This window comes from Microcoleus sp. S13_C3, from assembly GCF_036700905.1.
Taxonomy (GTDB): domain Bacteria; phylum Cyanobacteriota; class Cyanobacteriia; order Cyanobacteriales; family Microcoleaceae; genus Microcoleus.
Genome location: NZ_JAUBPT010000050.1, coordinates 1 through 22,858 on the forward strand (window position 1 = coordinate 1; position 22,858 = coordinate 22,858).

The following is a 22,858-nucleotide window of genomic DNA, read 5'->3' on the forward strand; positions in this document are numbered from 1 at the left end:
CGAAAGCATACAAAAAGTAAGCGTAATTGCAACACCAAAAGGTAGTTGTTTTGAACGTCTAGAGGTGTCTTGACAGCGCCATTAAGAGCGTCAAAACTTCTTAAGAATCTCCGCACCTTCAGGTCGGAGAGTGTCAAAATCTTCCTAAAACTCTCTAGTTATTCTAGCCTATTTTTGAGTAATATCAATTCCGGTAGCATCGGAATTGTAAAATCCCGTCTACAGTCAACAATCACCGATGTTGCAACCGGAATATAGCAAAACCATTTGATTTGTAAACAATCGATTCAATGATCACAAACGTTTCAGGTGGTTCTACATTCATGACTCAAATAGACTTGCTATATATCTAATTCATCTGCGTGAATCAGTGTTTATCGCCTATCATCTGCGGTTAAAGAAAGAGAATTGTTCGGGCCACCCCGGACAATGGATTGGCGCTAATTCACGCAGATGTCGAGATTAGAGATATCAATAATTCCGATGCTAACAGATTTGATATGACACGAGCCCAATATATTATTCCGATGCAACCGACAACGATATAAATAGTATTAATTCCCAAATTTTCAATCTCACATCGAAAATGGTATGAGATAAAAATTATTGAGAATGGCTATAATCTATCACCTAGAATTATAGAGATTCAAAGGCAGCAGTGAAACCATCTAATGTCAAGCATTCTTCCATAAATTCCTCTACATCGTTGACATTCTCAAGCTGATATTCCATGATGCGTTGACCATCGCCTTTCATCTTTTTGGAAGAGGAAGGCGTGGCCGGATATTTGGCAGCAATGGCTTTGAAAGCTTTGGAATGGATATCCCAGCTTTCAGCAGAACATTTTATGATTAAAAGCCACATAATTAAATTCCTCCTTGGGTTTGGTTTACTAATAGTCTGACACGAGTAAAACTTAGGTCGATAGTGCCGAAAAATCAAGGGATTCTGTGGTTTGGAAAAAAGCTAAAAGCCGAGCCACTATGTGAGCAACACCACCCTTAACATTAGACTCAACATTCAAAGGCATCACCGGATCGTGGAGTGATAAGCGTAACAGAAACCAGCCGGATTCGCTAGGTGAGGTGCAGGAAATTCGCAGACCTTCGTAGTTATTGGGAACTATTTTCCAGTCAGGTTGCGTTGAGACAAATTGTTGCAGTTGCTCAATAACGTGATCGCCGTGAGCCGTGAAATCATCTACACCAAGTTTAATCCGAAACTCTGCACTTTCTTCGGGTTCTTTTAAATTCGCAATTAAATCTGGCAAAGATTGGTTGGCTAGCTTTGACTTAGCCAATTCAATCAATAATTTGCTGACCAAATAAGCGCCATCATCCAAAAAGTAATTTTCTTTCAAAGCTCCATGTCCAGATGTTTCAATCGCCAGCCATGATTCCTGTCCCGCTTCATTGAGGCGAATCGACTCGTCAATCACATTTTTGTAGCCGCGTTTAAAGCGATGGTGAATTCCTTTTAAATCTTGTTCGATGAATTGTGTCAAGCCATCGGAGGTGATAGAATCGGTGACAATGGTAGAGCCTGGGTGTTCTTTTAATATAATGGCAGAAATCAAGGCAATTAAGCGATTGCGATTGAGTTCATTGCCAACTTGATCGACTGCCGCACTGCGATCGACATCGGTATCAAAAATAATCCCAAAATCAGCTTGATTTTCAATTACCGCTTGACAAATTGACTGCATTGCCTGTTTATCTTCGGGATTTGGCACATGATTTGGGAAAGTACCATCGGGTTCTAAAAACTGACTGCCCGTGGTGTCTGCACCTAAAGGTTTTAAGACTTTATCAACATAAAAGCCGCCCGCACCATTGCCCGCATCCACAACAATTTTTAATCCTGTCAGCGGCTGCTCAAAATTATCTGGATGATTAACTGCTTCCCGGATATTTTTAACAAATTGGTTAGCATAAACAGAGATGAAATCATGCTTTGCAATGTTACCGGGCGATGCGGCTGGCTGAAAGTAATTGCTTTGGGCTAGTGTTAAGATATCTGTAATATCCTGTTTTTGTAACCCACCTTTGGCGGTGAAAAACTTTAAGCCGTTTCGATTAAAGGGCAAATGGCTAGCAGTGAGCATAATCGCGCCGTCGCAATCAAAACCAGGGGTAATGGTACTCATAAACATGGCGGGGGTTGAGGCCATTTCAAAGTCGTACACGGTTGCACCAACTGAGGCGATTCCCTCCATGACTGCTTGCATTAAGGTTGGCCCTGATAGGCGACTGTCACGCCCGATCGCGATCGTTAATTCGGCCACTGGTTTATTGACTTTTTGCACCAGCCAACTGACAAATGATTTACCTAAGATTGTCGCAATTTCGGGGGTGAGGTTGACTTTTTCATTGGGAACCCCTTCGAGGGCGATACCGCGAATGTCTGAGCCATTTTGAAGTTTTGTCCAGTTGAAGTTTTGCATAATAATTGATGGTAAGTAAAAAGATCGGAGTCGGCGGTTGAAACCGATTATACAAACTTTCCTCTGCGGCCCGTTGGACTGAGCGTTACCCGATCGTCTTTCGCGGACTAACAAATAAACAGGGGAGAAATTTGGGATTTGGTATTATTAGTCATTAGGGTGACAGAGTTTTTCAATTCAATCAGCTAATCGGCATTTAAGTTGTATGTGAACGAACCTGACGGTCAACGGAGTACCGTTAGACCGCAGGCTTCTTTTTCCTTTTTTTTAAAGGCTTTTTTGAGTGACGGAGTTCCCCCGCCACTTTCGTAACTTAGACCAATCTTCTTTATAAGTTTGGCTGAATTTTCATCTCGATCCAAAGATTCTCCACATTGGCAAGAATGCCATCGATCTGACAATTCTTTTGGAACTTTATTGAGGCAATTCCAACAGTGTTGAGAAGTTCCTTTAGGATCTACAAACAAAACGTTTTTACCTAGTTTCCCTGCGACATATTTCAGGACGCTGGTGAATTGCCCATGAGCAGCATCAAGCATTGATTTATTCAATCCGCTTTTAGCTGACTGACCATTTGGCAAATAAACCAAATTGCCATCCTCAATATCGGTCTTGGGCTTGGCACGTCTAGTCAGATTTTTGACACTCAAGTCTTCAATAACTAAAACATCACATTTGCTAAAGAGCTGCTGTGCCGTTTTAAACTGAAAGTCCAGTCTAGCTCTAGCTATAAATTGGTGAAGTTTAGAAATCTTATCCTTGATTATTTTCCAAGGCTTAGAACCCTTAAGCCGACTAGCCAGCTTCGCTTGAAGTCTTGCCAATTTCTGGGCCGACTTCCTCAAAAATCTGGGATTTTCAACTCTTTCACCATTGGAAAGATAAATGTAATTAGTGATTCCCAAGTCGATCCCAACAGCATTCTCGACCGTCGGTTGAATTTCTGCAACCGTTACGGGAACCGTCTTATCTTCTAGCGTTAGGGAAATATACCACCCATCCGCTTCTGGGATAATACTACCCGTCTTAACTTTAAATCCTGTTGGTATTGGGCGATGGAAAACCATAGGCACTTGACCTATTTTTGCCAGGTTAATACAAATCCTATTTTGCTCATCCTTAGCAATATCTAAGTTGTCTAATTGAGGATAAGTGAAAGATTTGTAGTGGTGAAAACCTTTAAATTTAGGTTTGCCTCTACGATTGCCATTTTTGTCCGGCGTGGTGAAATTTGAAAAGGAAGTTTCCACTCTGTTGAGGACATCTTGCAAAACCTGGGAGTCCAAAAGCTTATAATCAGGAAATTGTTTTTTGGTGTTTTTTATGTCAGCAAGCTGTATGGTTTGCCACTGGACATATCCGCCTTCAATATTCGAGAAAACATCACCTTTTCTAGTCAAAGGATTGCCTGACGCATCCTTTTTTCTGCCATCTCTAGTTTGCACCCTGGTTAAGGGAATATTTTGATATATCTCCTCAATAGGGACTATTGAAACAATCAAGGGGCAGGCATTGATAGGTGTTCTCGTGGCTTCCCACCATCTAAATCTTTCGCCGAGTCGGTAGTTATACTGTCGGCGACAGAGTTCTAGATGAGCCACAATTGTTGCTAGTTGGGCTTTTGTGGGTTTGAGGCGGTATTTGTATGTCAGTTGCATTGGAAACTTCCTTTTTTCGACCTACTTTAATGTACCATTTTTTCAATTTAATGTTTAGAAAGTACATCAAAGTTAAAGGTACTCGCAATGTCTAATTGTCGGCTTCCGTCCGCGACATCCGACGCTTCTGGACATCACGCTCGGTAATTTATTCGGGGTACTTCGCGGCGCTCAGATTGCTCCCCTTTAAATATACCGAGGGACTTCTCGGCTGATAGTTAAACAAACAATCCCAGTCTTGTGGGTAGGATTTGAGCAACGTCCAAAATATCCAATTGAAATGTTGAACCGCTTACTGGGAATTTTTGCCCCATCACCGCTAAGCTTAAGCTCTAATTCCTTAGTCGCGTTCAACGCTGTAAATTGCCTGCAAGCGGAACTCACCATGAGGGGGAACTTCCACAATATCTGTAGCTGCATTGGTGGTTTCTACGCAGAGTAAACGCTGATAATCTGCATCATCAAGGTCGGCCATATTTGCAGAAATTGTCACCCAGGGATTCCACACTACGACGGATTTACTACCAGAGGATTTAATGCGAATCCGACGATTGAGGGCGCTATCGTCAATGACTAATTCGTTGGTGACATCGAGATAAATGCGATCGACTTCACCTGTTACTACCACTGCACCCACTTGAGTTTTTTCCACACCACCATCCGCTTTATCAAGATACTGGCTATTTTCTAAGCCTAAAACCTGCACCTGGTTGATATCGCCGACTTGGAAATAGGTGTGGAAAGCTTGGGTGAGGGGAAATGCTTTGTCGCCTAGATTGCGGGTGATTAATTCTACCGTGAGGCTGGTGCCGCTCGTAATCTCGATCGCCAGTTCAAAGGCTTGCGGCCAAATTGCTCTAGTTTCATCGGTATCCTTGAGTCCTAGAGTGACTTTGGTGGCGCCGTCTGGGGTTGTGGCGGTTTCTAGCACATTCCAGAGGCGATTCCGCACAAACCCATGACTCGGACGCCCCAAGGCTTCGGGATCTGGGCCAAACCAGGGCCAACAGATGGGTATACCGCCTTTGATGGCTTTCCCTTCGGCGTAGTAGGCTTTTTCGCTGACGAACATCAAGTCTGTGGTTTCGGTGGCCGGTTGAAAGGAGAGCACTTGACCGGAATACACAGAAATTAAGGCTTTGGCTTGACCGTTGTCGATGTGAATCATGGGGAAACCACCGTTTCCGGTGGCGAAGGTGAGGTGTCCGGCTATGCCGTAGTCTGTGTTTAATTGGTCAATACTCATCAGAAATATGGGTTTGAAACCCCGTCCTTTTAGGACGGCTTTACATTGGATGGGGGGGGAGGAATTCTCCCCCGATGAATGCTTGTTACCGCCTTGGATATACTAACGACGTTCGACGTTTTGTATTCGCCTTTAACCCGGACAGTTACGGATCGAGTGCTTTCTACCTGTACGCATAACAAGTGGCGGTAAGCCCGTGTGTGTATATCCCTTCGCCACTGATATCCCTTGAGGTTACAGACTAGGGAGGCATCCAGTAACATCGTTCGGTGTACCACCACCAGATAATTCAGTTTGTCTCAAAGACGCAGGCTAGACACTGTTTTAGTCTCAAATTAAGAAGGTGGTGAGTCTTCCTCTTTCAAGCCCCATGCCTTTAGGCTGGGGTTAGTGACGCTGTTGGCTTGGTGAATTGCTTTACAATTATCCGATATTATGGTGGCTAGATTTATTATATTGTTGAGTTTGACGAAGGAAGGTGCGATCGACACAACGATGCACTCAGAGGAACGAATTGGGAGTGCCAAGTGATCGCGAGGGGATGTGCGATCGAACGCACCGGCACACCTTGCTGAGTTTTTCGTAAGCAAGCCGATCGCGTTTAGCAGCGAGATCGTTGAGGATGGGATGCTCTGATCGCCAGCTTCGGGCCAAACTATGAATCAGCAGCAACGGCTTACCTGTCTCACCTCGAATGTAGTGCTTTTCACCAGCCATTCGACCTCTAGTTCAGCCGTTGGGTTAAATTCAGTTGAGTCGATCGACTTTCATGCGCGCCACTTCACAACTCCTGACGAGTCGGACGGATAATCATTTCGTTGACATCCACATCACCGGGTTGCTCGATGGCATAGGCAATAGCCCGGGCGATCGCATCGGCATCAATGGCGACTGAATACAACTGATTCACCCCTGATGCCGTATCACCATGAGTGATGGTACTGGTTAACTCAGTGGCAACCGCACCGGGGGAAATGTTGGTAGAACGAATTTCACCGTTTGACTCCAGCCGCAGCCCTTCGGAAATCGCTCGCACCGCATACTTGGTAGCACAGTAAACTGTCCCCGCCGGAAATACTTTGTGTCCTGCAACAGATGACAAGTTGATTACGTGCCCCGACTTCTGTTGGCGCATAGTCGGCAGCACTGCTGCGATGCCGTAAAGTACGCCTTTAATGTTGACATCAATCATTTGATCCCACTCATCGACCTTAATCTGGTCAAGGGGAGACAGTGGCATTAAACCCGCATTGTTGACCAGCACATCAATGCGTCCATAGGTTTCCAGCGTTGCGTCCGCCAATGCTTGCATCTGGGCGCGATCGGCAACATCGGTGACTCGATAGGCAACGGTGCCACCTGTTTTTTCGATTGCAGCCACCAAGTCCTTGAGTCTATCTTCGCGGCGGGCAGCAAGCATCAGTTTGGCTCCGCTGGCGGCTAGACGATGAGCGGTGGCTTCACCTAAACCGCTACTTGCTCCAGTAATGATGACAACCTTGTTTTGAATTTCAGACATCTTCACTCCTGTTAATTGATTAAATCGGCTCACCTAAACTCACTCGCAAATCCGCTTAATTACCAAGCGCGATCGTATTGAATAGGAGCAGGCACTGATTGACGTAGTTGCTTCGCAGCCCGCATCGGCCAATAAGGATCGCGCAGCATTTCTCTGGCCAGTAATACCATATCTGCTTGACCTGTACGGATGATGTGGTCAGCCTGAGCGGGTGCAGTAATCATACCAACGGCTCCGGTGGCGATGTTCGCTGAGCGTCGAATGCGATCGGCAAAAATAGTTTGATAACCTGCACCCGTGGGAATCTTTTCACCGGGTACAATTGCGCCTGATGAACAATCGATTAAATCAACGCCCAGTGACTTTAATTTATCGCTGAGTGCAATACTTTGTTCAATATCCCAACCATTTGGAACCCAATCGGTTGCAGAGATGCGAACCCAAAGCGGTGTTCGATCAGGCAAAACATTTCGCACCGCTTGTACGACTTCACATAGGAACCGGATGCGATGCTCAAAACTGCCACCATAGTCATCAGTCCGTTGATTGGTCAAGGGAGACATAAATTCATGGAGTAGATAGCCGTGAGCGGCATGAATCTCGATTACGTCAAATCCGGCTTCGAGAGCGCGTTGGGCTGCGTTGACAAAGAGTGTCGTCTGCTTCTGAATGTCTTCGATACTCAGGGCGATGGGAGCGGGGCTATCAGGTTCAAATGGAATCGCGCTAGGGGCGATCGAAGTCCATCCTCCTTGAGATTCCGAAAGCACATCGCCGCCATCCCACGGAGTTGCTGTACTGGCTTTTCTACCTGCATGAGCAAGTTGAATCCCCGCAACCGCACCGTTGCGGTGAATTAACTCGACTATTCGCGCCAGCATTTCAATGTGAGCATCTTGCCAGATTCCCAAATCTTGGGGCGTAATTCGTCCTTGTGGCTCGACTGCCGCTGCTTCAGTCATCACCAGCCCTGCCCCTCCTACGGCTCGACTGGCAAGATGAACCAGATGCCAATCATTCGCGAACCCATCAACACTGGAATATTGACACATGGGAGAAACTGCAATGCGATTTCGGAAGGTAACACCACGTTGATCCAATGGCTCAAATAAATGCGACATGGTTGTAAACCCGTGAGTTATAAAATGCACAGATTTGACACTCCTCGACTATCAGGTACGAGGATTCTTTCTTCGCAGGGATTCCGACGAATTTACTTGCAAGAAAGCATCTTGACCGTATGCCCTACGGCTGCAAGTCCTCGAATAAGAACTACTTGTGCGGCTGCAACATCTCGGTCTGTTGTATAGCCACAATCGGAACATGAATGAATACGCTCTGACAGTTTTTTCTTGCCTGTCTCCAAACCACAACTAGGACAAATTTGGCTGGTTTTACGAGCATCTACCTTTTGAAAATACACACCGTATTTAAAACAGGTTTGCTCTAAAATCGCCAAAAACTGTCCCCAGCTTGCATCCAAGCAATGTTTTCCTAGCATAGCTTTAGACAAACCAACCAGGTTCAAGTCCTCGACAAAAACCATCCCCACGTCTTTGCAGAGTTGGTGAGACAATTTCCAGTGCCAATCTTTTCTACAGTTAGCGACGTACTCATGCAATTTGGCAACTTTCTTCTGGGCTTTTTTCCAATTATTTGAGCCTAACTTTTTCCTACTGACACGTTTTTGCAGCAATTTAAGCTTGCACTCTGCATCAGCAAAAAACTTTTGGCGTTTAACTAAAAGACCATTGGAAGTTGCTATGAAGTTAGTTAATCCAACATCAACGCCTAACGCTTCACCGTGTGGCATAACTGACGGTACGGAAACATCCCATTGCAGGGTTAGCATCACGTACCAACCACTTGCCTTGCGAACTATTCTCGCTTGCTTAATATTTGCGCTATCAGGGATAGGACGCGATTGATGAAATTTAACGAACCCAATCTTAGGGAGTTTTAGTACCCCGTTGTTGACAGGATTGACACCCAGTTGCGGAAAAACAAAAGATCGCATTGCTCCCGCTTTTTTGAAACGAGGGAAACCGTGCTTTTGCTCCCACATACTCACGAACGCTTTTTCAAGCCTTCTCAAGGTTTGCTGTAGAACGTGTACGGCGACGGCACACAAAGCAGGTATGTTTGCCCTAGCTGCGGTTAAGCTTTTGCACTGACTGGCATAAGTTGGGCGCTTTGTTTCGGCCCGAATGATGAACTCAGAACGGATAGAACAAGCGTTAACTTGGCAACTGCGAGACTCAAACCAATGCTTGCGCTCTGCTAGCGCGTAGTTATAGACGCAGCGACACTGTTCCAGCCAATCTTCAAAGAAGGCTACTTGTACTGCGGTTGGTTTCAATTTGAACTCGTAAGTTAAGTTAAACATTCTTTCTATCCTCCTGCCCTAATGATAGTGTCGTGACTAAGGGCTAACTCGATTATTCACAAGTCTTAATTAAAGTCGCCCTATAAGGGCGAGGCTTGCACCCAGATCCTTGGTCAGGCACAGAATTTATTCACACTGGGAACTTGACTGACCTCATTCCACCAAGTCCGCAGCTTTGAAGTTTGTGCGATCGTTGCTTCATACTCTGGGGTCTGCCAGAGGTAGGTGAAGACTGGAATCAGGTAGAAATCGGCAATGCTCAGTTCGTGACCGAGCAAATAGGGGTGTCCTACAGTTAGGGGCTCGATCGCCTCTAGCGCAGTCTTTACAGGTGCTACAGCAGCTTTCACCTTATCCTCGTTAGTTTGACCCCCGTGGCTGGCCACAATCAGACGCTCAATAGCAATTGACTTGATCACGGGTGCATAGAGATGGCTGCCCATAATCCCCATAATCTGGCGCATTCGAGAGCTTTTCACTATACAGCTCAAATATCTATAGTGAGTGCGTTTTTGATGACTAAAATCACAGTTTAGGAGCCCGATCCCGAAAGTAACAATAACCCGTTAGAAGGAGATTAATTTCACAGGAGACAGAATCGGGATTCTTAGCTTCCAACGCCATCAAACCTTCAGCTTTTTTAGATTCTGCCTTCGGCTTTGGGATGAAACATTTTTTCAACAATATTTTTCCGCAGAAAAAGTGTCAATGGTTTTTCTATCAAAGAGTAGAATATGCAACCGAAAACTACGGCGAACACTGCCAGTAGAGCCGGAGCAAAGAAACCGTCGTAATATTTTCCTAAATTCGCCTTTTGCAAAATTTTTGTCATTGCTAAAATCAGCGGTACGTGGGTCAAAAATATCGAGTATGAGGCATCTCCCAAGAAAATTAAAAGATTAGGAATTTTCGGGGAATCCTTGAGGTCTATCGAGGTAGCAGCAATGATTAACATAGCTGCTAGCACTCCAAAAGTAGGGACGCGCCGGAGCTCTATGTTTCTCCATGCGACGAGGATTCCTAAAATAACATATCCTAAATTTGCTATCCCAAACAATATCCACCTGTACTTGCCGATCTTATTGTTATATTTAATCACAATATACCCAGCCATGCAGCCCAAAACAAATTCTAGATTCATACCCCCAAATACTAGAGCCAGCCAGACAAAAGACTTGGGGAATGTTACAATTTTCCAAAAATGTAGAATCGTGACAAATAGCCAAGTCGAAAGTATCGGTACAGAATGTTTTGGTTTCAACCAGATAGCTATACTGAACAGGAAGTAAAAATATAATTCGTAAATTAAAGTCCAACCTACCACGAGAATGGGCCATTCATTTTGAGGAATCAAGAGAAGCGAGCCAATTACGTATCCTAAACCTAAATCTTGATTGTTAGCAAAACCGGGAATTACTATAAAAAAACACAAAAGTGTCAGAGTAATTATCCAGTATATGGGATAAATTCTCACGGCGCGCTTGACTAAAAAAGATTTTAATTGGTCTTTTTTACCGATCGCCGAGCGGTGAACGTACACCATGATAAAACCGCTCAATACAAAAAAGTAATCAACACCGCTCCACCCACCCTGAAATAAATTAAAAAAAGTAACTTGATTTAATATACCCGTGCTGATCTCGTTGAGGTGAAACATTACCACCAATACAGCGGCAATCCCTCGATAAACTTGCAAGAGGTTAAGCTTTTTGTGAGGAGTTGAACTCTGTGTCATGAGAAAATACCTTGTTCAAGAGTGGCAGTTACCCTGGCTCCCCAACTATAGTCTTACAACTAAACACAGTCAACACATTAGAGACTATAATATAACTTTATACTTTTTTCATAAACTTGTGCAAGAAGACTTCCGACTGATCGTTGACTTAGTTCTAGTTCTCGCTGCTGCCGCAGCAGGAGGACTCTTTGCATCGCTATTGCGACAGCCGGTAATTCTCGGCTACCTCCTGGGAGGGATCGTAGTTGGGCCGGCCGGTTTGGGGCTGATTAAAGAATTAATTCAGGTAGACACCCTGGCTGAATTCGGGGTTGCCTTTCTGTTATTTGCCTTGGGAGTGGAATTTTCTTTCGCCGAACTCCAGAAAGTAAAAGCCATTAGTTTGGGCGGGGGGGGCTTGCAAATTGTGCTGACGATCGCCATTACTACTGCAATTTCCTTGGCTGTAGGCTGGGTAGAATCGCCTGCTCAAGGCGTGTTTTTAGGATCGATTCTGTCGCTTTCCTCGACCGCAGTTGTACTCAAGTGCTTGATGGAACGCAATGAATCCGGTACTTCCCACGGTCAAGTCATGCTGGGAATATTAGTAGTTCAAGATTTGGCTTTGGGGCTAATGTTAGCAGTTTTGCCGGCACTCAATCAGCCAGCAGAAGCGATCGGCATGACGGTAGCGTGGGCCCTGCTGCGGATCGGGTTATTTGCTGTCGGTGCTGTAGTCGCCGGCATTTGGATGGTACCGCAGTTGCTGCGCTACCTCGCGCAAACAGAAAGCCGGGAACTGTTTTTGCTGGGAGTTGTGGTTCTGGCTTTAGGGATTGCGCTACTGACAGAATATTTGGGTTTTTCGATCGAGATGGGCGCATTTGTGGCGGGTTTAATGATTTCGGAGGTGGAATATGCCGACCAAACTCTAACTTATGTCGAGCCTTTGCGAGATATTTTTGCATCCTTATTTTTTGTCACCATCGGAATGTTAATTGACCCGATGTTTCTGTGGAACCATCTAGAAGTAATTCTGGGACTGGTATTTATAGTATTTGTCGGCAAATTCTTGATTATAACGCCGATCGTCCGACTATTTGGCTATCCGCTAAAAACAGCATTAATCGCAGGTTTGGGCTTAGCTCAAATAGGAGAATTCTCCTTTGTACTCGCTAGTGCCGGCCAAGCTATGGGGCTGGTTTCGCGGAACGTTTACCTGTTAATTTTAGGCACGACAGCAGTCACCCTCGTGCTGACTCCGTTTGTGTTGAGAAGCGTGCCACAGTTATTGAAATGGGCGGAAAATTTCGGGCCTTTGCAGCGCTATTTTGACGAAACATCTCAACCTGTGGCAATAGCTGAAACTTTGCCGGAACAAAATTATGTTGTGGTTTGCGGCTATGGGCGAGTCGGCAGAATTTTAGTAAAAATGCTGCAAAGCCGCAACTGTTCAGTTGTGGTGATCGACGAGTCAGAAAGTAGTATTCAAGACTGCAGAGTGCAAGGAATTCCTTACATTTACGGGAATGCTGCCAGCTTGCACGTATTGGAAGCCGCGCGGGTGGAACGGGCAAAAGCAATGGCGATCGCCCTTCCCGATCCCATGAGCACTCGCTTGTGTCTGAAGCGGGCTTTAGAATTAGTCCCGGATTTGGATATTGTGGTGCAGGCCAACCAAGATAAAGACATCGAACTGCTTTACCAACTGGGGGCCTGGGAAGTTGTGCAGCCGGAGTTTGAGGCCAGTTTAGAACTGTCTTCCCACTTGCTCGCTGGCATGGGGCTCTCCGCAATGGCGATCGCGCGGGATGTGCAGCAAATTCGCAGCAGCCGTTATCTGGAATTGCGGCCACCGCGCGAACCTTTGGCGGTTTCGCGGGATTTGAAAGTGGCGGTTCGAGATATGAACAGCGAGTGGTACAGCTTGCCGTCAGGTTCTCCTATCGCCAGCATGACTCTGGAAGAAACTAACTTGCGGCAGTTGACAGGGGTCAGCGTGATGGCGATCGTCCGCGAGAATGGCGAGGAAATTGATTATCCTAACGGGAAGACAGCTTTGCAGCCGGGCGATCGACTTTTTGTAGTCGGAGAACCGGAAGAACTCATCAGTTTTGAGTTGCTGGCGAAGGGGGAAGTTGCTGTGCCGCAGGGCGACAGTTCTTGCCAGTGGCTGAGGCTGCCAGCAAACAGCCCTTGGGCGGGCAAAAAACTGTCAGAGGTAGAATTGCTGACTCAGTACGGGGTGCAGGTGCGGGCGATCCGCCGGGAAGGGAAATTTACTCGCTGGCCCGACGGAACTACCAATTTGCAAGAAGGCGATCGTTTGCTGCTGTGCGGCGGCTTCTACGAGCTCGGCTTGATGCAGCGGACGGCCTCACCGCCTGTGCCGCAACCTGCTTTAAAGCTGCCTTTGGTCAAGGCCCAAGTCAGTGAAAAGCTGTTTAGCGATTAGTCAGTTGACAGTTGGCAGTTGACGGTTGGCAGTTGGCAGTTGGCAGTTGACTGTTGGCAGTTGACTGTTGACTGTTGTGAGCTTTCCAGCGAACAGTCAACAATGCCCGATGCCCGATGCCCAATGCCCGATGCCCGATGCCCCATGCCCAATGCCCCATGCCCGATGCCCCATGCCCCATGCCCGATGCCCCATGCCCAATGCCCGATGCCCAATGCCCAATGCCCGATGCCCGATGCCCCATGCCCGATGCCCCATGCCCCATGCCCCATGTCCCACTCTCAGCCGTTGGGTTTGAGATAAGCAATTGCTGGCCGCGAGATCAGAATTTGTGTTTCTGAGGGATCGAGGAGGCAAATGCAGCTATTATCCTGCCAAAAAATTCTGCCCGCTACTAAGTCGCCGGTCAGGAGTTTGATCTCCACCTGTTGTTTGTCTTTGATGTAGCTTTGTATTAAGCGAACGCTGGGCAATCCGGTTTCAAATTCAGACATAGTTCAGAAAAATATAGTCAAATATTACCTTAAACCATATTCTTCTGTTTATAGCGTTTAACCCTTACTGCCGCAACTACAAGCGCGTCTACCCGATGAGGGAGAAACCCCTGGGCTGCTAGTTTTAGACCGATATTCATTGAGCCATTAACATCAGCATTAATTAGATATCCCTGGGAAGTTATAAAAATTATATTTGTTTATATTTCACTAGAAAGGACTATAAATTGCATAAAGTTTTATAATACTGGGAAATGGGTAATTTGGTCATCAAATTATCTAATCAGTTTTAACCAAAAGAGGTTTGTTTTTATGCCGATCGAGTTTGCGAAGTATCACGGACTGGGAAATGATTTTATTCTGATTGACAACCGCCACTCGTCAGAACCCGCGATCACACCAGAACAAGCTGTGGATTTGTGCGATCGACATTTCGGGATTGGCGCAGACGGTGTGATATTTGCTCTTCCGGGTCAAAACGATACTGACTATACGATGCGGATTTTTAACTCCGACGGTTCGGAACCGGAAATGTGCGGCAACGGGATTCGCTGTTTGGCTAAGTTTATCGCGGATTTGGACGGGTCAGAGGCCAAAACTCAGTACCGCATCCACACTCTGGCTGGTGTGATTAGCCCGGAATTGCGATCGGACGGTCAGGTTAAGGTGGATATGGGAGTTCCCCGGCTGCTGGCTGCGGAAATTCCGACAACTTTGGCTGCACCGGATGCGAAAGTTATAGATGTGCCGATCGAAGTTGCTGATAAATCTTGGTCTGTTACCTGCGTCAGCATGGGTAATCCTCACTGCATTACTTTTGTAGAGGATGTTGTGGCGGTTGCTTTAGAAACTGTCGGGCCTCAATTCGAGCACAACAAAGCCTTCCCGCAGCGTACCAATACGGAATTTATTCAAGTGGTACGTTCAGACTATGTAAAAATGCGGGTGTGGGAAAGAGGCGCGGGTGTTACTCTAGCTTGTGGGACTGGTGCTTGTGCTGCTGTGGTAGCTGGGGTGTTGGTAGGAAAGTGCGATCGGGCAACTGCTGTTGAGCTCCCCGGCGGCGTTTTGGAAATCGAATGGGCAGAAGTTTCTGGGCGGATTTACATGACCGGGCCGGCACAGCGAGTATTTACTGGTTGTATTAGTCATTAGTCATTAGTCATTAGTCATTAGTTATTAGTCATTAGTTATTAGTCATCAGTCATTAGTCAGAAGGGATTTTTTGTTTAATTAACAAGCAATAAAAATTATTGAATTCAAAATTTTTATTGAATTCTGACCAATGCCTTCCGCCTTCGCAAATCATATCATGTCCGGTTGAGCGACCGCGATTTTTGTAGGGCCCGTGAGCCAACAATACCTGCCAATAATTGACAATCTCAAAAACCCGCCCAGACGGGGATATTATGGTTAATTGATCGGACATGATATTATTGGCTGCGGACTGAAGACTGAAGACTAATAACTAAGCCTGAAATCTAAAATCTAAAATCTAAAATCTAAAATCTAAAATTAAGTAGGTGGGCTTGCATGGCTGGAGGTATTTATCTGATTCAGGACGACGACAGGCTGGTAGAAATGATGGAACAGCCCTACGACTCGGAAGACCAGTTACAAGAGTTGCTAGTAACTTATCCTAATTTGATCGCGGGAGACCAAATCGATCGGGCTACGGCGCGGAGGTGGCTGTTAATTTCGCGGGAAGCTGCACCCAGCGATGAGGAAACAGCGGTGCAGTGGTCGCTGGATCATTTGTTTCTCGACCAAAATGCAGTTCCTACTTTGGTGGATGTCAGGCGAACTCCTAATGCGGAACTGCGGCAAAAAGTTTTGGGCCAGTCGATCGACTATGCTGCTAATGCGTTGGTTTACTGGCCTGTCGATTCAATTATTGCTCTGTTTGAAGCTAATTGTCGCGATCGGGGTCGCGATCCCGAACAGATTTTTGAAGAGTTTCTCGGTGCAAATGCTAATGAAGACCTATTTTGGCAGAAGGTTAAAACTAATTTGCAAGCGGGTAAAGTTCGCTTAGTGTTTGTAGCTGACGAGATTTCCGCTGAAATGCGCCGAGTTGTGGAATTTCTCAACGAACAAATGGACCCGGTTGAAGTTTTGGCCCTGGAAATTAAGCAGTATGTAAGTGAAGACGGTTTGAAAACGTTGGTTCCCAGAGTCATCGGTCAGACAGCGGAAGCACAGCAGAAAAAATCCAGCGCAACGCGCGAAAGAAGGCGCTGGGATGAATCTTCATTTTTTGCGGAAATCAAAGCTAGACGAGGCGCGGACGAGGCGCAAATGGCAAAAGCAATTTACCTTTGGGCAAAAAGTCAAGAACCCGAAGTTCAAATCCACTGGGGAACAGGGGACGCCTATGGCGGTTTCACGGCTCAATTGCCTCAAAGGGGAAGAAAACCCTATCAGTTATTCACTGTAGATATTGCTGCCAGAATGGAGATTTCTGCTGATAATTACGGTTCCCAGCCGCCGTTTAATGCGGAACAAAATTGGCTGGAATTGAGAAGTAAGCTGAGTTCGATCGGTCTGTCGCTGCCTATAGAACCGGGTGAGAGAAGGTCGCCGAGTCTGGCTTTGTTTACTTTGCAAGATGAATCTGCACTGAAGCAAGTTATGGAAACTTTTGATTGGGTGATCGAGGAAATTAAAAAAGCGTAGTTATTGGGAATTGGGATAGGGCATGGGGCATGAGCATTGGTGTCAACTTAAGCTTTTGGTCCACCAGTCCTCCCGCCCACCCGTCAGTCCGCCAGGGAATGAATTCCCTGTCTAATAGCTAAAGTCCTCTCAAAGAGGACTAATGAGTTCTTCAGTCCTCTTTGAGAGGACTTTAGCTTTGAGGCAGGGGTTTAAACCCCTGCCGGACTATCGGTTTGATGTTAAGTTGACACCAATAGGGCATGGGACGCAGCCTACTTACTTCACTTTCTTGAGAACCGCTATAAATGGTTTCAGAGAAAAGTTAAGAGCGTAGAAGGGGAAGTTCCGGTTAAAATAGAATAGCTCACCAAAACAAGTAGAGTAAGTTTATGATGGTGTTTGAACTTTTTGCACAACTTGTGGGAATTCAAGAGTCATTTTATATTGGTTTTTCGTCAGGGGAGGATAACGAACATTATTTTGTTATGCAAAGACATGAATTTCATAAAGAAGATGCTCTTCCCAACGTAGGGAGTGTTTACTGGGAGATAGACGATCAGTCTTGGGGAGAATATGGAGGAATTAAAGAAGTTACTTTAAACCGCGAACGCTTAATTGTTCGTTTCGATCCTTCAAGACCCAATCCTCATACAAATTGCGAGGAGGCAAGAATTGCTTTTTCTGTAAATGATTCAGAATTTCAGAAGTTGCAGAACACCTTGCAGAAGATAATGCTGGGTTATGAGGATAGGTTGAATTTAATTAATTAGTCAATTGCGTCAAGATTGTACTTGAAAGTCAATGCCCAATTCCCCATGCCCTATGCCCCATGCCCAATAACTAATAGCGAATGTTTGCTTGTTTCAAACGCCGCAGGGCTTCTCCCAGTCGATCGCAATCTGCAATCAAACTAATTCTCACATATCCTTCGCCGCCTGGCCCAAAAGCATTGCCCGGAGTCACCACAACACCCGTTTGCTGCAAAACATTCAGGGCAAAATCAGTCGAACTCATGCCCGGAGTGCAGGGAACCCAAAGATACATTGCAGCCAGAGGTTTGGGAATATTCCACCCTAATTCTGCCAATCCTTCCACCATGAAATCCCGGCGAGTCCTGTAACGATTCTGCACTTCGTGCAAGTAACTGTCCGGCAATTGCAGTGCTGTTTCTGCTGCTGTTTGCAAAGCGGAAAATATACCGTAATCTAGGTTAGTTTTTAATGTCCGCAAACCTTGAATAATTTTGCTATTTCCTACTACAAAACCGACGCGCCAGCCGGCCATATTGTAGGTTTTGGACATGGTGTGAAATTCGACACCGATTTCTTTACCGCCGGGAATTTCTAATAAGCTTGTCGGTTGATAGCCGTCAAAGGCTAATTCCGCATAACACAAGTCGTGAACCAGCAAGATTTGATGTTTGTGTGCGAAAGCAACAATATCTTTGTAAAATTCGCGGGGTGCAGTTGCTCCAGTCGGATTACTGGGATAATTGAAATAGAGGATTTTGGCTTGTTCGGCTACGCTGTCGGGAATGTCGGCTAAGTCAATTACCCAGTCATTTTCTGGTTTGAGAATGATGTTGTGAACTTTTGCACCGGCGATGATTGGGCCGCGAAATAATACGGGATAAGCGGGACTTGGTACTAATATTAAGTCGCCGGGATTGATATAGGCGATCGCAAAATGTGCTAAACCTTCTTTAGAACCCAACAAAGGCAATGCTTCGCTTTCTGGATCGAGTTCAACGTTGTAGCGGCGGCTGTACCATTTAGTAATGGTACGGCGGAAACTGGCAGTTCCTTCAAAGGGTGGATAGCCGTGATTTGCAGAATTTTGGATGGCTGCGACAGCGGCTTCTACTACTGGTTGAGGAGTGGCACCGTCGGGGTTTCCCATTCCTAAGTCTATTAAATCGAGTCCTTGTTCGCGGGCGCGGGCTTTGAGTTCGTCGAGACGGGCAAATACGTAGGGCGGTAGTTTTTGCAACCTGTCAGCAGGGGTAATCCAATCCAAGGTCATTTATTTTTTGTCAGTTGTCAGTTTTCCTGGTTTGTAGTAAGGACTTTCGTCCTTGCTAGCACAGCCTTTTCAGGACTTTAGTCCTTACTACAAACTGTTTTAATTCTTAATCTTTAATTCTCCCACAGGTGCGGTGGTAGAAACCATCGCTGCCATTAATTGTTGGGGAACAACTTTAAAAGGCAGTCGGTGGATGTCGGAATTGGGATTGCAGGCTATGTCGGCGGCGCGCTGCAATTCTGCTATGGTAATGTCTCCGAGTCCGAGGTTGTCTAAAGTTTGGGGTAATCCAATCTCGGCGTAGAATTTTAGCAGTTGCTGTCTGGCGCTAGCGGCGAGTTGATTGTTTTGCAGCATTTCTTCTAGTCGCAGTTGTACTAAAATGCCGTAGGCGACTTTTTCGCCGTGCAATGTGCCGTGACTTGCTAATAGATGAGTTAAGCCGTTGTGGACGGCGTGGGCGGCGACGGTGCGACATTGGGCGCCGCCAATTCCGCCGATTACTCCTGCTAGCAATACGGCGGCATCTGTGACTTCTTGCCAGGTTTCGCTACCGGGTTCTTTGAGGGCGGCGGCTGATTTTTGGAATAAAATATCGCGCAGTATTCTAGCTTGTTGGACGGCGGAAATTATCAGGGTTTGTTCGGAGTGTCCGCTGCTGACTGATGCTTCGTACCATTTGGCGATCGCATCTCCAATTCCTGCTACTAATGTCCGCTGCGGTGCGGTTTGAATCAAACCGTAATCGAGTATTAATAAGTCTGGACATCTCGCTAATGTGACATCGTATTGGAATGCACCTTGTTCTGAATAAATGTTAGAAAGGGCTGTCCAAGCGGCACAGGTGGCTGCTGATGTGGGTATGGTGACGATCGGGATTTTGCACTGATGGGCGACGAGTTTTGCTGCGTCTAAGGCTTTGCCGCCGCCTACACCGATGATGAAGTCGGCTTGATGGGTTTGGGCTGCTTGGCGGAGGGTTTCGAGGCTGGTTTCGCTGCAATCCTTGCCGTAGGCTGTTTCGGCGGATTGTAACTGCTGCTGTTCGAGGATTGGTTGCAGGTAGGGTTGGGCGGCGGCGAGGGAGTTGCTGCCGCCGACGATTAGCGGCCGCTTTCCGAAACGGGCGATCGCATCTCCGGCTTGTGCGATGGCCGATCGACCTCGCAATACACAGGCGGGAGCAATTGTCAAGGAATAAATTGCAGTTGGGGTGGCGGTTTTAGTGCTTTGGGTTTGAGTCATCGAACCACTGGATAAGTGACGAGAAGGTTGACGCTTTGCAGGATTGCTGGATTTTCTAGGATAACTCTAACCCATGTTGGGCGATCGGGTAAGTTTTGTAAAGTTTTTATTAAGTATTGTGCGGGGTTGGGGGATGGGAGAGGGGAGTTGAGGGGAGTTGGGGAGTTGAGGGCGATCGAACTATCATTAGAATTGAGGCTTAACGTACAAATCCCAGACTCGTTTCACTTCTGCTGCATCCGGTTGAGAAATTTGCCCGATTTTCGCTAGCAACAAAGACTTTTCCAGACAATCTAATCTAGACAAGCGTACTGTTGAAGCAACGCGCAAACCGCTGGCAGACCAATCATTAAGAAATACATCAGTTTGGCTGCGGGGTTTGGCAGAAGTGACGGCGGCTGCTACCACATCCTCGCCATCCAACCACAGCAAAAGTATGGGGCGTTTTTTAGAGTCGATCCCGTTTGTAAAAGGAATATTTGCCACCCAAAAATCACTCCCGTTCAATAGTCGTCATAAAGTCCTTCGTCTTCGGGTGCGTAACCTTTCAAAAAAGCATCATGGCTGCGAGTAATAGCTGGGTCAATTAAATAGTCTTCGCCGTCTAGTAGCGAGCGCTTGAGAGGCGATGTTTCTGTTGGCGAAGTGCTAGATTCTGAACTTACGCTCAACGGCTTTGTCTGTAGTAATTTGAGTAGCCAGCGCCTGATAGGCAGTGTTTCTGTTGGCGAAGTGCTAGATTTTGAACTTATGCTAAACTGCTTTGTCGGTTGTGCTTTGTACAAGAGGAATTGCACAAAATCGAGCACTTCTTCTTGTTTTTCTCTCGGCAGAAGTCGCAGTTTTTCTGACACGCTTTTTTCGATATTATTAATAGTTGGTTTCATGGGTTTTTTACCCTTCAGCTTTGTTATATTTCTGCGTTACCTACATATTTTATCACGCCTCTCAAAGGTGAGAGCGTTTCTGATTTTAGCCAGTCCAACAATATAACCGACCCAAGTTCCTCACCTCTGTGGTTTTAATCGTTGGAGGTGGGCTGCTTTTTCCGGCCAAACACACCCGACATACTTAAACCAGTCACGAGCAAGCCGAGCATTCCCAATCCGTTCAAGATCGGGTAAATGGCTTGCAGGTGAAAGATTTCACCTGTATGAATTTTCAATAAAAATCTCGATGAAATTTCTATACCCAGCGGCCACTCTCGGAGAATGGTTATGACCATTCCAGTCAAGACAGTCAGCGCGATCGGCAAAGCAACAATAAGGCCTAGAATGCGGTGGTACTTACGAAATGCTTTCTTCATAGTGGTTGAAAGTTGGGGAATACTGATGTTATATTAGGAGGGAGTGTTGAGTGCTTGTTTCTGAGTAACTGCGATCGCATAACTCTCACAGGACTTACGCAGTCCGACGCAGAGAGACCGGATCTTTTAACTTTTATTCAAGGTTGGAACGAATTACCAAAGTTAAAAAACTCGGTTTCTGCGTCGGAGACTTTAGAATCAAGCACTCACCACTGAAATTTAGGACTTAGGAATGCTACTGATAGTCTTTTCCAGCGACTGCAATTGAGTCAGCACTTGGTCTTTACTTGGCTTAGACTTTTTGAGGTCGGCCATTACTTTGTCTGTGGTATCCTCAACTGCATCGTAGCTTTTACGATCTTTAGCTTTGATACCGTCTTCAACTTTCTTCCAGGCATCCTCGAATTTGTCAAATTCGGTTTTGGCTTTGGCAAAGTTTCCAGCCTCAACTGCTGCTTTGGTACTGGAAACCACACCACTCAATTCTGCATAGTTTCCCTGGGATGCTGGTTTCTCAGTTTTTACAGCAGTAGCAGCAGGAACCGGGGTGGGTGAAGTTGGGGGAGTGGAAGCTTCTTTAGCGCTGTCGCAACCAGCCAAAGCTAGAAGGCTGATGGCGCTAAGGACAAGGATTTGATTAAAACGAGCCATAAACAATCCTCACATAGATCGATACTAGAATCTATTGTGTCACAAAGAAATCAGATCGGTGGGAATAAATCAACACCCTGCGGGATAGTAAATTTTGATGCGGGAAGTCGGCTGATAGTTTGGTAAGTTTGGCAGGTTTGGGTTGAGGGAGGAAACGCCACTAGATGATGGTTTGCCACTGTTGACCTGAATCAAGTGCAAGCCAACCTACTGACTAGCCTCTTGTGTGTTTTATGTTCAGAAAGCTAATTCGGGCGATCGACATTCCTGATTTTATGGAGGATAATCAACACAGATAATTAAGCCTATTACTAATTCTTGCACAACCGTTTCGGAAACTTTGCCGATACATCTGACAAATCGCTGAGTAGTTACACTCCGAACTTGCAAAACATTGCCTGCTGAGTCTGCGTCTAAACAATTTTATTCAGTTCGCTGAATCAGAATCATGAAAGGGCGATTTTGAAATTTAGGTTGCCATGTAGCCACAGGAATTATAATCCGCATGGGGATAGAACTAAACATTTCCGAACTAATCACAACCGCAGGACGTGTTTTCTGAATTTCTTGTCCTCGGGTTGGATCAAGTTGTACCAGCCAAACCTCTCATCGTTTTGGGTTAGTAGTCATACTCAGTCTCCCAGTCTTCGCCATCGAGTACCGAAAACTCGGTTAATTCAGGATATGTCAAAAAATCTTCGGCTGTAGCAGGTATAAATGGTGCTAGTATTTTATGGCGTTCTGCTATTGGCAGGCTAGCAATTTCTCGCTTGTGATAGCTTGAGAGTAGGTGCGGTTGTTGACGAACTGTTAGACTCAGAACTTTCGCTGGCTAACTGCTTTTTCTGTTCCGCTTTTTGCACGAGGAATTGTGCAAAGTCGAGCACTTCTTGTTGTTTCTCCGTTGGCAACTGTCGCAGCTTCTCTAAGACTGCTTGCTCAAAATTAATTGTTTCTGACATTTGAATTACCTTCCCTAAGCATTTATCAGTTTATTTCTCACGCAGTCAAGTTTTGTAGTTCCATGTTTGCCAATCGCGCCATAATTTTTATCTTTCCCT

At 45.9% G+C, this 22,858-nt stretch carries 25 protein-coding genes; 5 read left to right on the forward strand and 20 right to left on the reverse strand.

The window, feature by feature from the left end:
• Window positions 1–636 precede the first annotated feature (636 nt).
• The 10 genes from QUA16_RS15430 to QUA16_RS15475 all read right to left on the reverse strand — a co-directional run bounded on the left by QUA16_RS15430 (window position 637) and on the right by QUA16_RS15475 (window position 10,987).
• Entirely contained in the window at window positions 637–864 is a 228-nt protein-coding gene (locus QUA16_RS15430) for a hypothetical protein (RefSeq protein WP_333104181.1), read from the reverse strand.
• A gap of 52 nt (window positions 865–916) precedes the next feature.
• A complete protein-coding gene (locus QUA16_RS15435; protein WP_333104182.1) occupies window positions 917–2,443 on the reverse strand; it encodes a phosphomannomutase/phosphoglucomutase in 1,527 nt (508 codons plus the stop codon).
• A 224-nt stretch (window positions 2,444–2,667) separates the two neighbouring features.
• Window positions 2,668–4,101, reverse strand: coding sequence for a transposase (locus QUA16_RS15440; RefSeq protein ID WP_333104183.1), 1,434 nt, complete (start codon window positions 4,099–4,101; stop codon window positions 2,668–2,670).
• 340 nt (window positions 4,102–4,441) lie between these two features.
• A complete protein-coding gene (locus QUA16_RS15445; protein WP_333104184.1) occupies window positions 4,442–5,347 on the reverse strand; it encodes a D-hexose-6-phosphate mutarotase in 906 nt (301 codons plus the stop codon).
• 501 nt (window positions 5,348–5,848) lie between these two features.
• Window positions 5,849–6,064 carry a hypothetical protein gene (locus tag QUA16_RS15450; RefSeq protein ID WP_333104185.1) on the reverse strand — a complete coding sequence of 72 codons (216 nt, stop codon included), beginning with the start codon at window positions 6,062–6,064 and terminating at the stop codon, window positions 5,849–5,851.
• Window positions 6,065–6,128: 64 nt separating this feature from the next.
• Entirely contained in the window at window positions 6,129–6,866 is a 738-nt protein-coding gene (locus tag QUA16_RS15455) for an SDR family oxidoreductase (RefSeq protein WP_333104186.1), read from the reverse strand.
• Window positions 6,867–6,925: 59 nt separating this feature from the next.
• Window positions 6,926–7,987, reverse strand: coding sequence for an NADH:flavin oxidoreductase/NADH oxidase (locus QUA16_RS15460; protein WP_333104187.1), 1,062 nt, complete (start codon window positions 7,985–7,987; stop codon window positions 6,926–6,928).
• Between the two features lie 92 nt (window positions 7,988–8,079).
• Window positions 8,080–9,252 carry a transposase gene (locus tag QUA16_RS15465; RefSeq protein WP_333104188.1) on the reverse strand — a complete coding sequence of 391 codons (1,173 nt, stop codon included), beginning with the start codon at window positions 9,250–9,252 and terminating at the stop codon, window positions 8,080–8,082.
• A 113-nt stretch (window positions 9,253–9,365) separates the two neighbouring features.
• Window positions 9,366–9,731, reverse strand: a complete 366-nt coding sequence (locus QUA16_RS15470; RefSeq protein ID WP_333104189.1) for a glutathione S-transferase domain-containing protein — start codon at window positions 9,729–9,731, stop codon at window positions 9,366–9,368.
• 161 nt (window positions 9,732–9,892) lie between these two features.
• Window positions 9,893–10,987 (reverse strand): acyltransferase, encoded by a 1,095-nt coding sequence (locus QUA16_RS15475; protein WP_333104190.1) that lies wholly within the window; start codon window positions 10,985–10,987, stop codon window positions 9,893–9,895.
• Window positions 10,988–11,105: 118 nt separating this feature from the next.
• Here QUA16_RS15475 and QUA16_RS15480 point away from each other — a divergent pair, with 118 nt between their 5' ends.
• Window positions 11,106–13,421, forward strand: coding sequence for a cation:proton antiporter (locus QUA16_RS15480; protein WP_333104191.1), 2,316 nt, complete (start codon window positions 11,106–11,108; stop codon window positions 13,419–13,421).
• On the opposite strand, the gene QUA16_RS15485 is transcribed toward QUA16_RS15480, so the two are convergent.
• Complete coding sequence (locus QUA16_RS15485; protein WP_333104193.1) at window positions 13,418–13,693, reverse strand: hypothetical protein; 276 nt, start codon at window positions 13,691–13,693, stop codon at window positions 13,418–13,420. The two genes, QUA16_RS15480 and QUA16_RS15485, sit on opposite strands and share 4 nt — an antisense overlap.
• 9 nt (window positions 13,694–13,702) lie before the next feature.
• Window positions 13,703–13,915 (reverse strand): Hfq-related RNA-binding protein, encoded by a 213-nt coding sequence (locus QUA16_RS15490; protein WP_333057289.1) that lies wholly within the window; start codon window positions 13,913–13,915, stop codon window positions 13,703–13,705.
• A gap of 312 nt (window positions 13,916–14,227) precedes the next feature.
• Between QUA16_RS15490 and dapF the strand changes: the two genes are divergently transcribed.
• The 4 genes from dapF to QUA16_RS15510 all read left to right on the forward strand — a co-directional run bounded on the left by dapF (window position 14,228) and on the right by QUA16_RS15510 (window position 17,343).
• On the forward strand, window positions 14,228–15,070 hold the full coding sequence (dapF, locus tag QUA16_RS15495; protein ID WP_333104194.1) for a diaminopimelate epimerase: 843 nt from the start codon (window positions 14,228–14,230) through the stop codon (window positions 15,068–15,070).
• A gap of 378 nt (window positions 15,071–15,448) precedes the next feature.
• The gene (locus QUA16_RS15500) at window positions 15,449–16,591 is read left to right on the forward strand and encodes a hypothetical protein (RefSeq protein WP_333104195.1); all 1,143 of its coding nucleotides are present in this window, start codon (window positions 15,449–15,451) and stop codon (window positions 16,589–16,591) included.
• A gap of 142 nt (window positions 16,592–16,733) precedes the next feature.
• Window positions 16,734–16,907 (forward strand): hypothetical protein, encoded by a 174-nt coding sequence (locus QUA16_RS15505; protein ID WP_333181212.1) that lies wholly within the window; start codon window positions 16,734–16,736, stop codon window positions 16,905–16,907.
• 55 nt (window positions 16,908–16,962) lie between these two features.
• Window positions 16,963–17,343 carry an Imm10 family immunity protein gene (locus QUA16_RS15510; protein WP_333104196.1) on the forward strand — a complete coding sequence of 127 codons (381 nt, stop codon included), beginning with the start codon at window positions 16,963–16,965 and terminating at the stop codon, window positions 17,341–17,343.
• A gap of 70 nt (window positions 17,344–17,413) precedes the next feature.
• Here the strand turns inward: QUA16_RS15510 and QUA16_RS15515 are convergent, their stop codons facing one another.
• The 8 genes from QUA16_RS15515 to QUA16_RS15550 form a co-directional block, all read right to left on the reverse strand.
• On the reverse strand, window positions 17,414–18,595 hold the full coding sequence (locus QUA16_RS15515; protein ID WP_333104198.1) for an aspartate aminotransferase: 1,182 nt from the start codon (window positions 18,593–18,595) through the stop codon (window positions 17,414–17,416).
• Window positions 18,596–18,694: 99 nt separating this feature from the next.
• Entirely contained in the window at window positions 18,695–19,840 is a 1,146-nt protein-coding gene (locus tag QUA16_RS15520; protein WP_333104199.1) for an iron-containing alcohol dehydrogenase family protein, read from the reverse strand.
• 186 nt (window positions 19,841–20,026) lie between these two features.
• Window positions 20,027–20,326, reverse strand: a complete 300-nt coding sequence (locus QUA16_RS15525; protein ID WP_333104200.1) for a type II toxin-antitoxin system PemK/MazF family toxin — start codon at window positions 20,324–20,326, stop codon at window positions 20,027–20,029.
• A 17-nt stretch (window positions 20,327–20,343) separates the two neighbouring features.
• Window positions 20,344–20,727 carry a hypothetical protein gene (locus tag QUA16_RS15530; RefSeq protein WP_333104201.1) on the reverse strand — a complete coding sequence of 128 codons (384 nt, stop codon included), beginning with the start codon at window positions 20,725–20,727 and terminating at the stop codon, window positions 20,344–20,346.
• A 134-nt stretch (window positions 20,728–20,861) separates the two neighbouring features.
• On the reverse strand, window positions 20,862–21,146 hold the full coding sequence (locus QUA16_RS15535; protein WP_333104202.1) for a peptidase: 285 nt from the start codon (window positions 21,144–21,146) through the stop codon (window positions 20,862–20,864).
• 219 nt (window positions 21,147–21,365) lie between these two features.
• Window positions 21,366–21,797 carry a hypothetical protein gene (locus tag QUA16_RS15540; RefSeq protein ID WP_333104203.1) on the reverse strand — a complete coding sequence of 144 codons (432 nt, stop codon included), beginning with the start codon at window positions 21,795–21,797 and terminating at the stop codon, window positions 21,366–21,368.
• Between the two features lie 423 nt (window positions 21,798–22,220).
• The gene (locus QUA16_RS15545; protein ID WP_333104225.1) at window positions 22,221–22,394 is read right to left on the reverse strand and encodes a type II toxin-antitoxin system PemK/MazF family toxin; all 174 of its coding nucleotides are present in this window, start codon (window positions 22,392–22,394) and stop codon (window positions 22,221–22,223) included.
• A 158-nt stretch (window positions 22,395–22,552) separates the two neighbouring features.
• Entirely contained in the window at window positions 22,553–22,759 is a 207-nt protein-coding gene (locus tag QUA16_RS15550) for a DUF2281 domain-containing protein (RefSeq protein ID WP_333104204.1), read from the reverse strand.
• Between the last annotated feature and the right edge of the window lie 99 nt (window positions 22,760–22,858).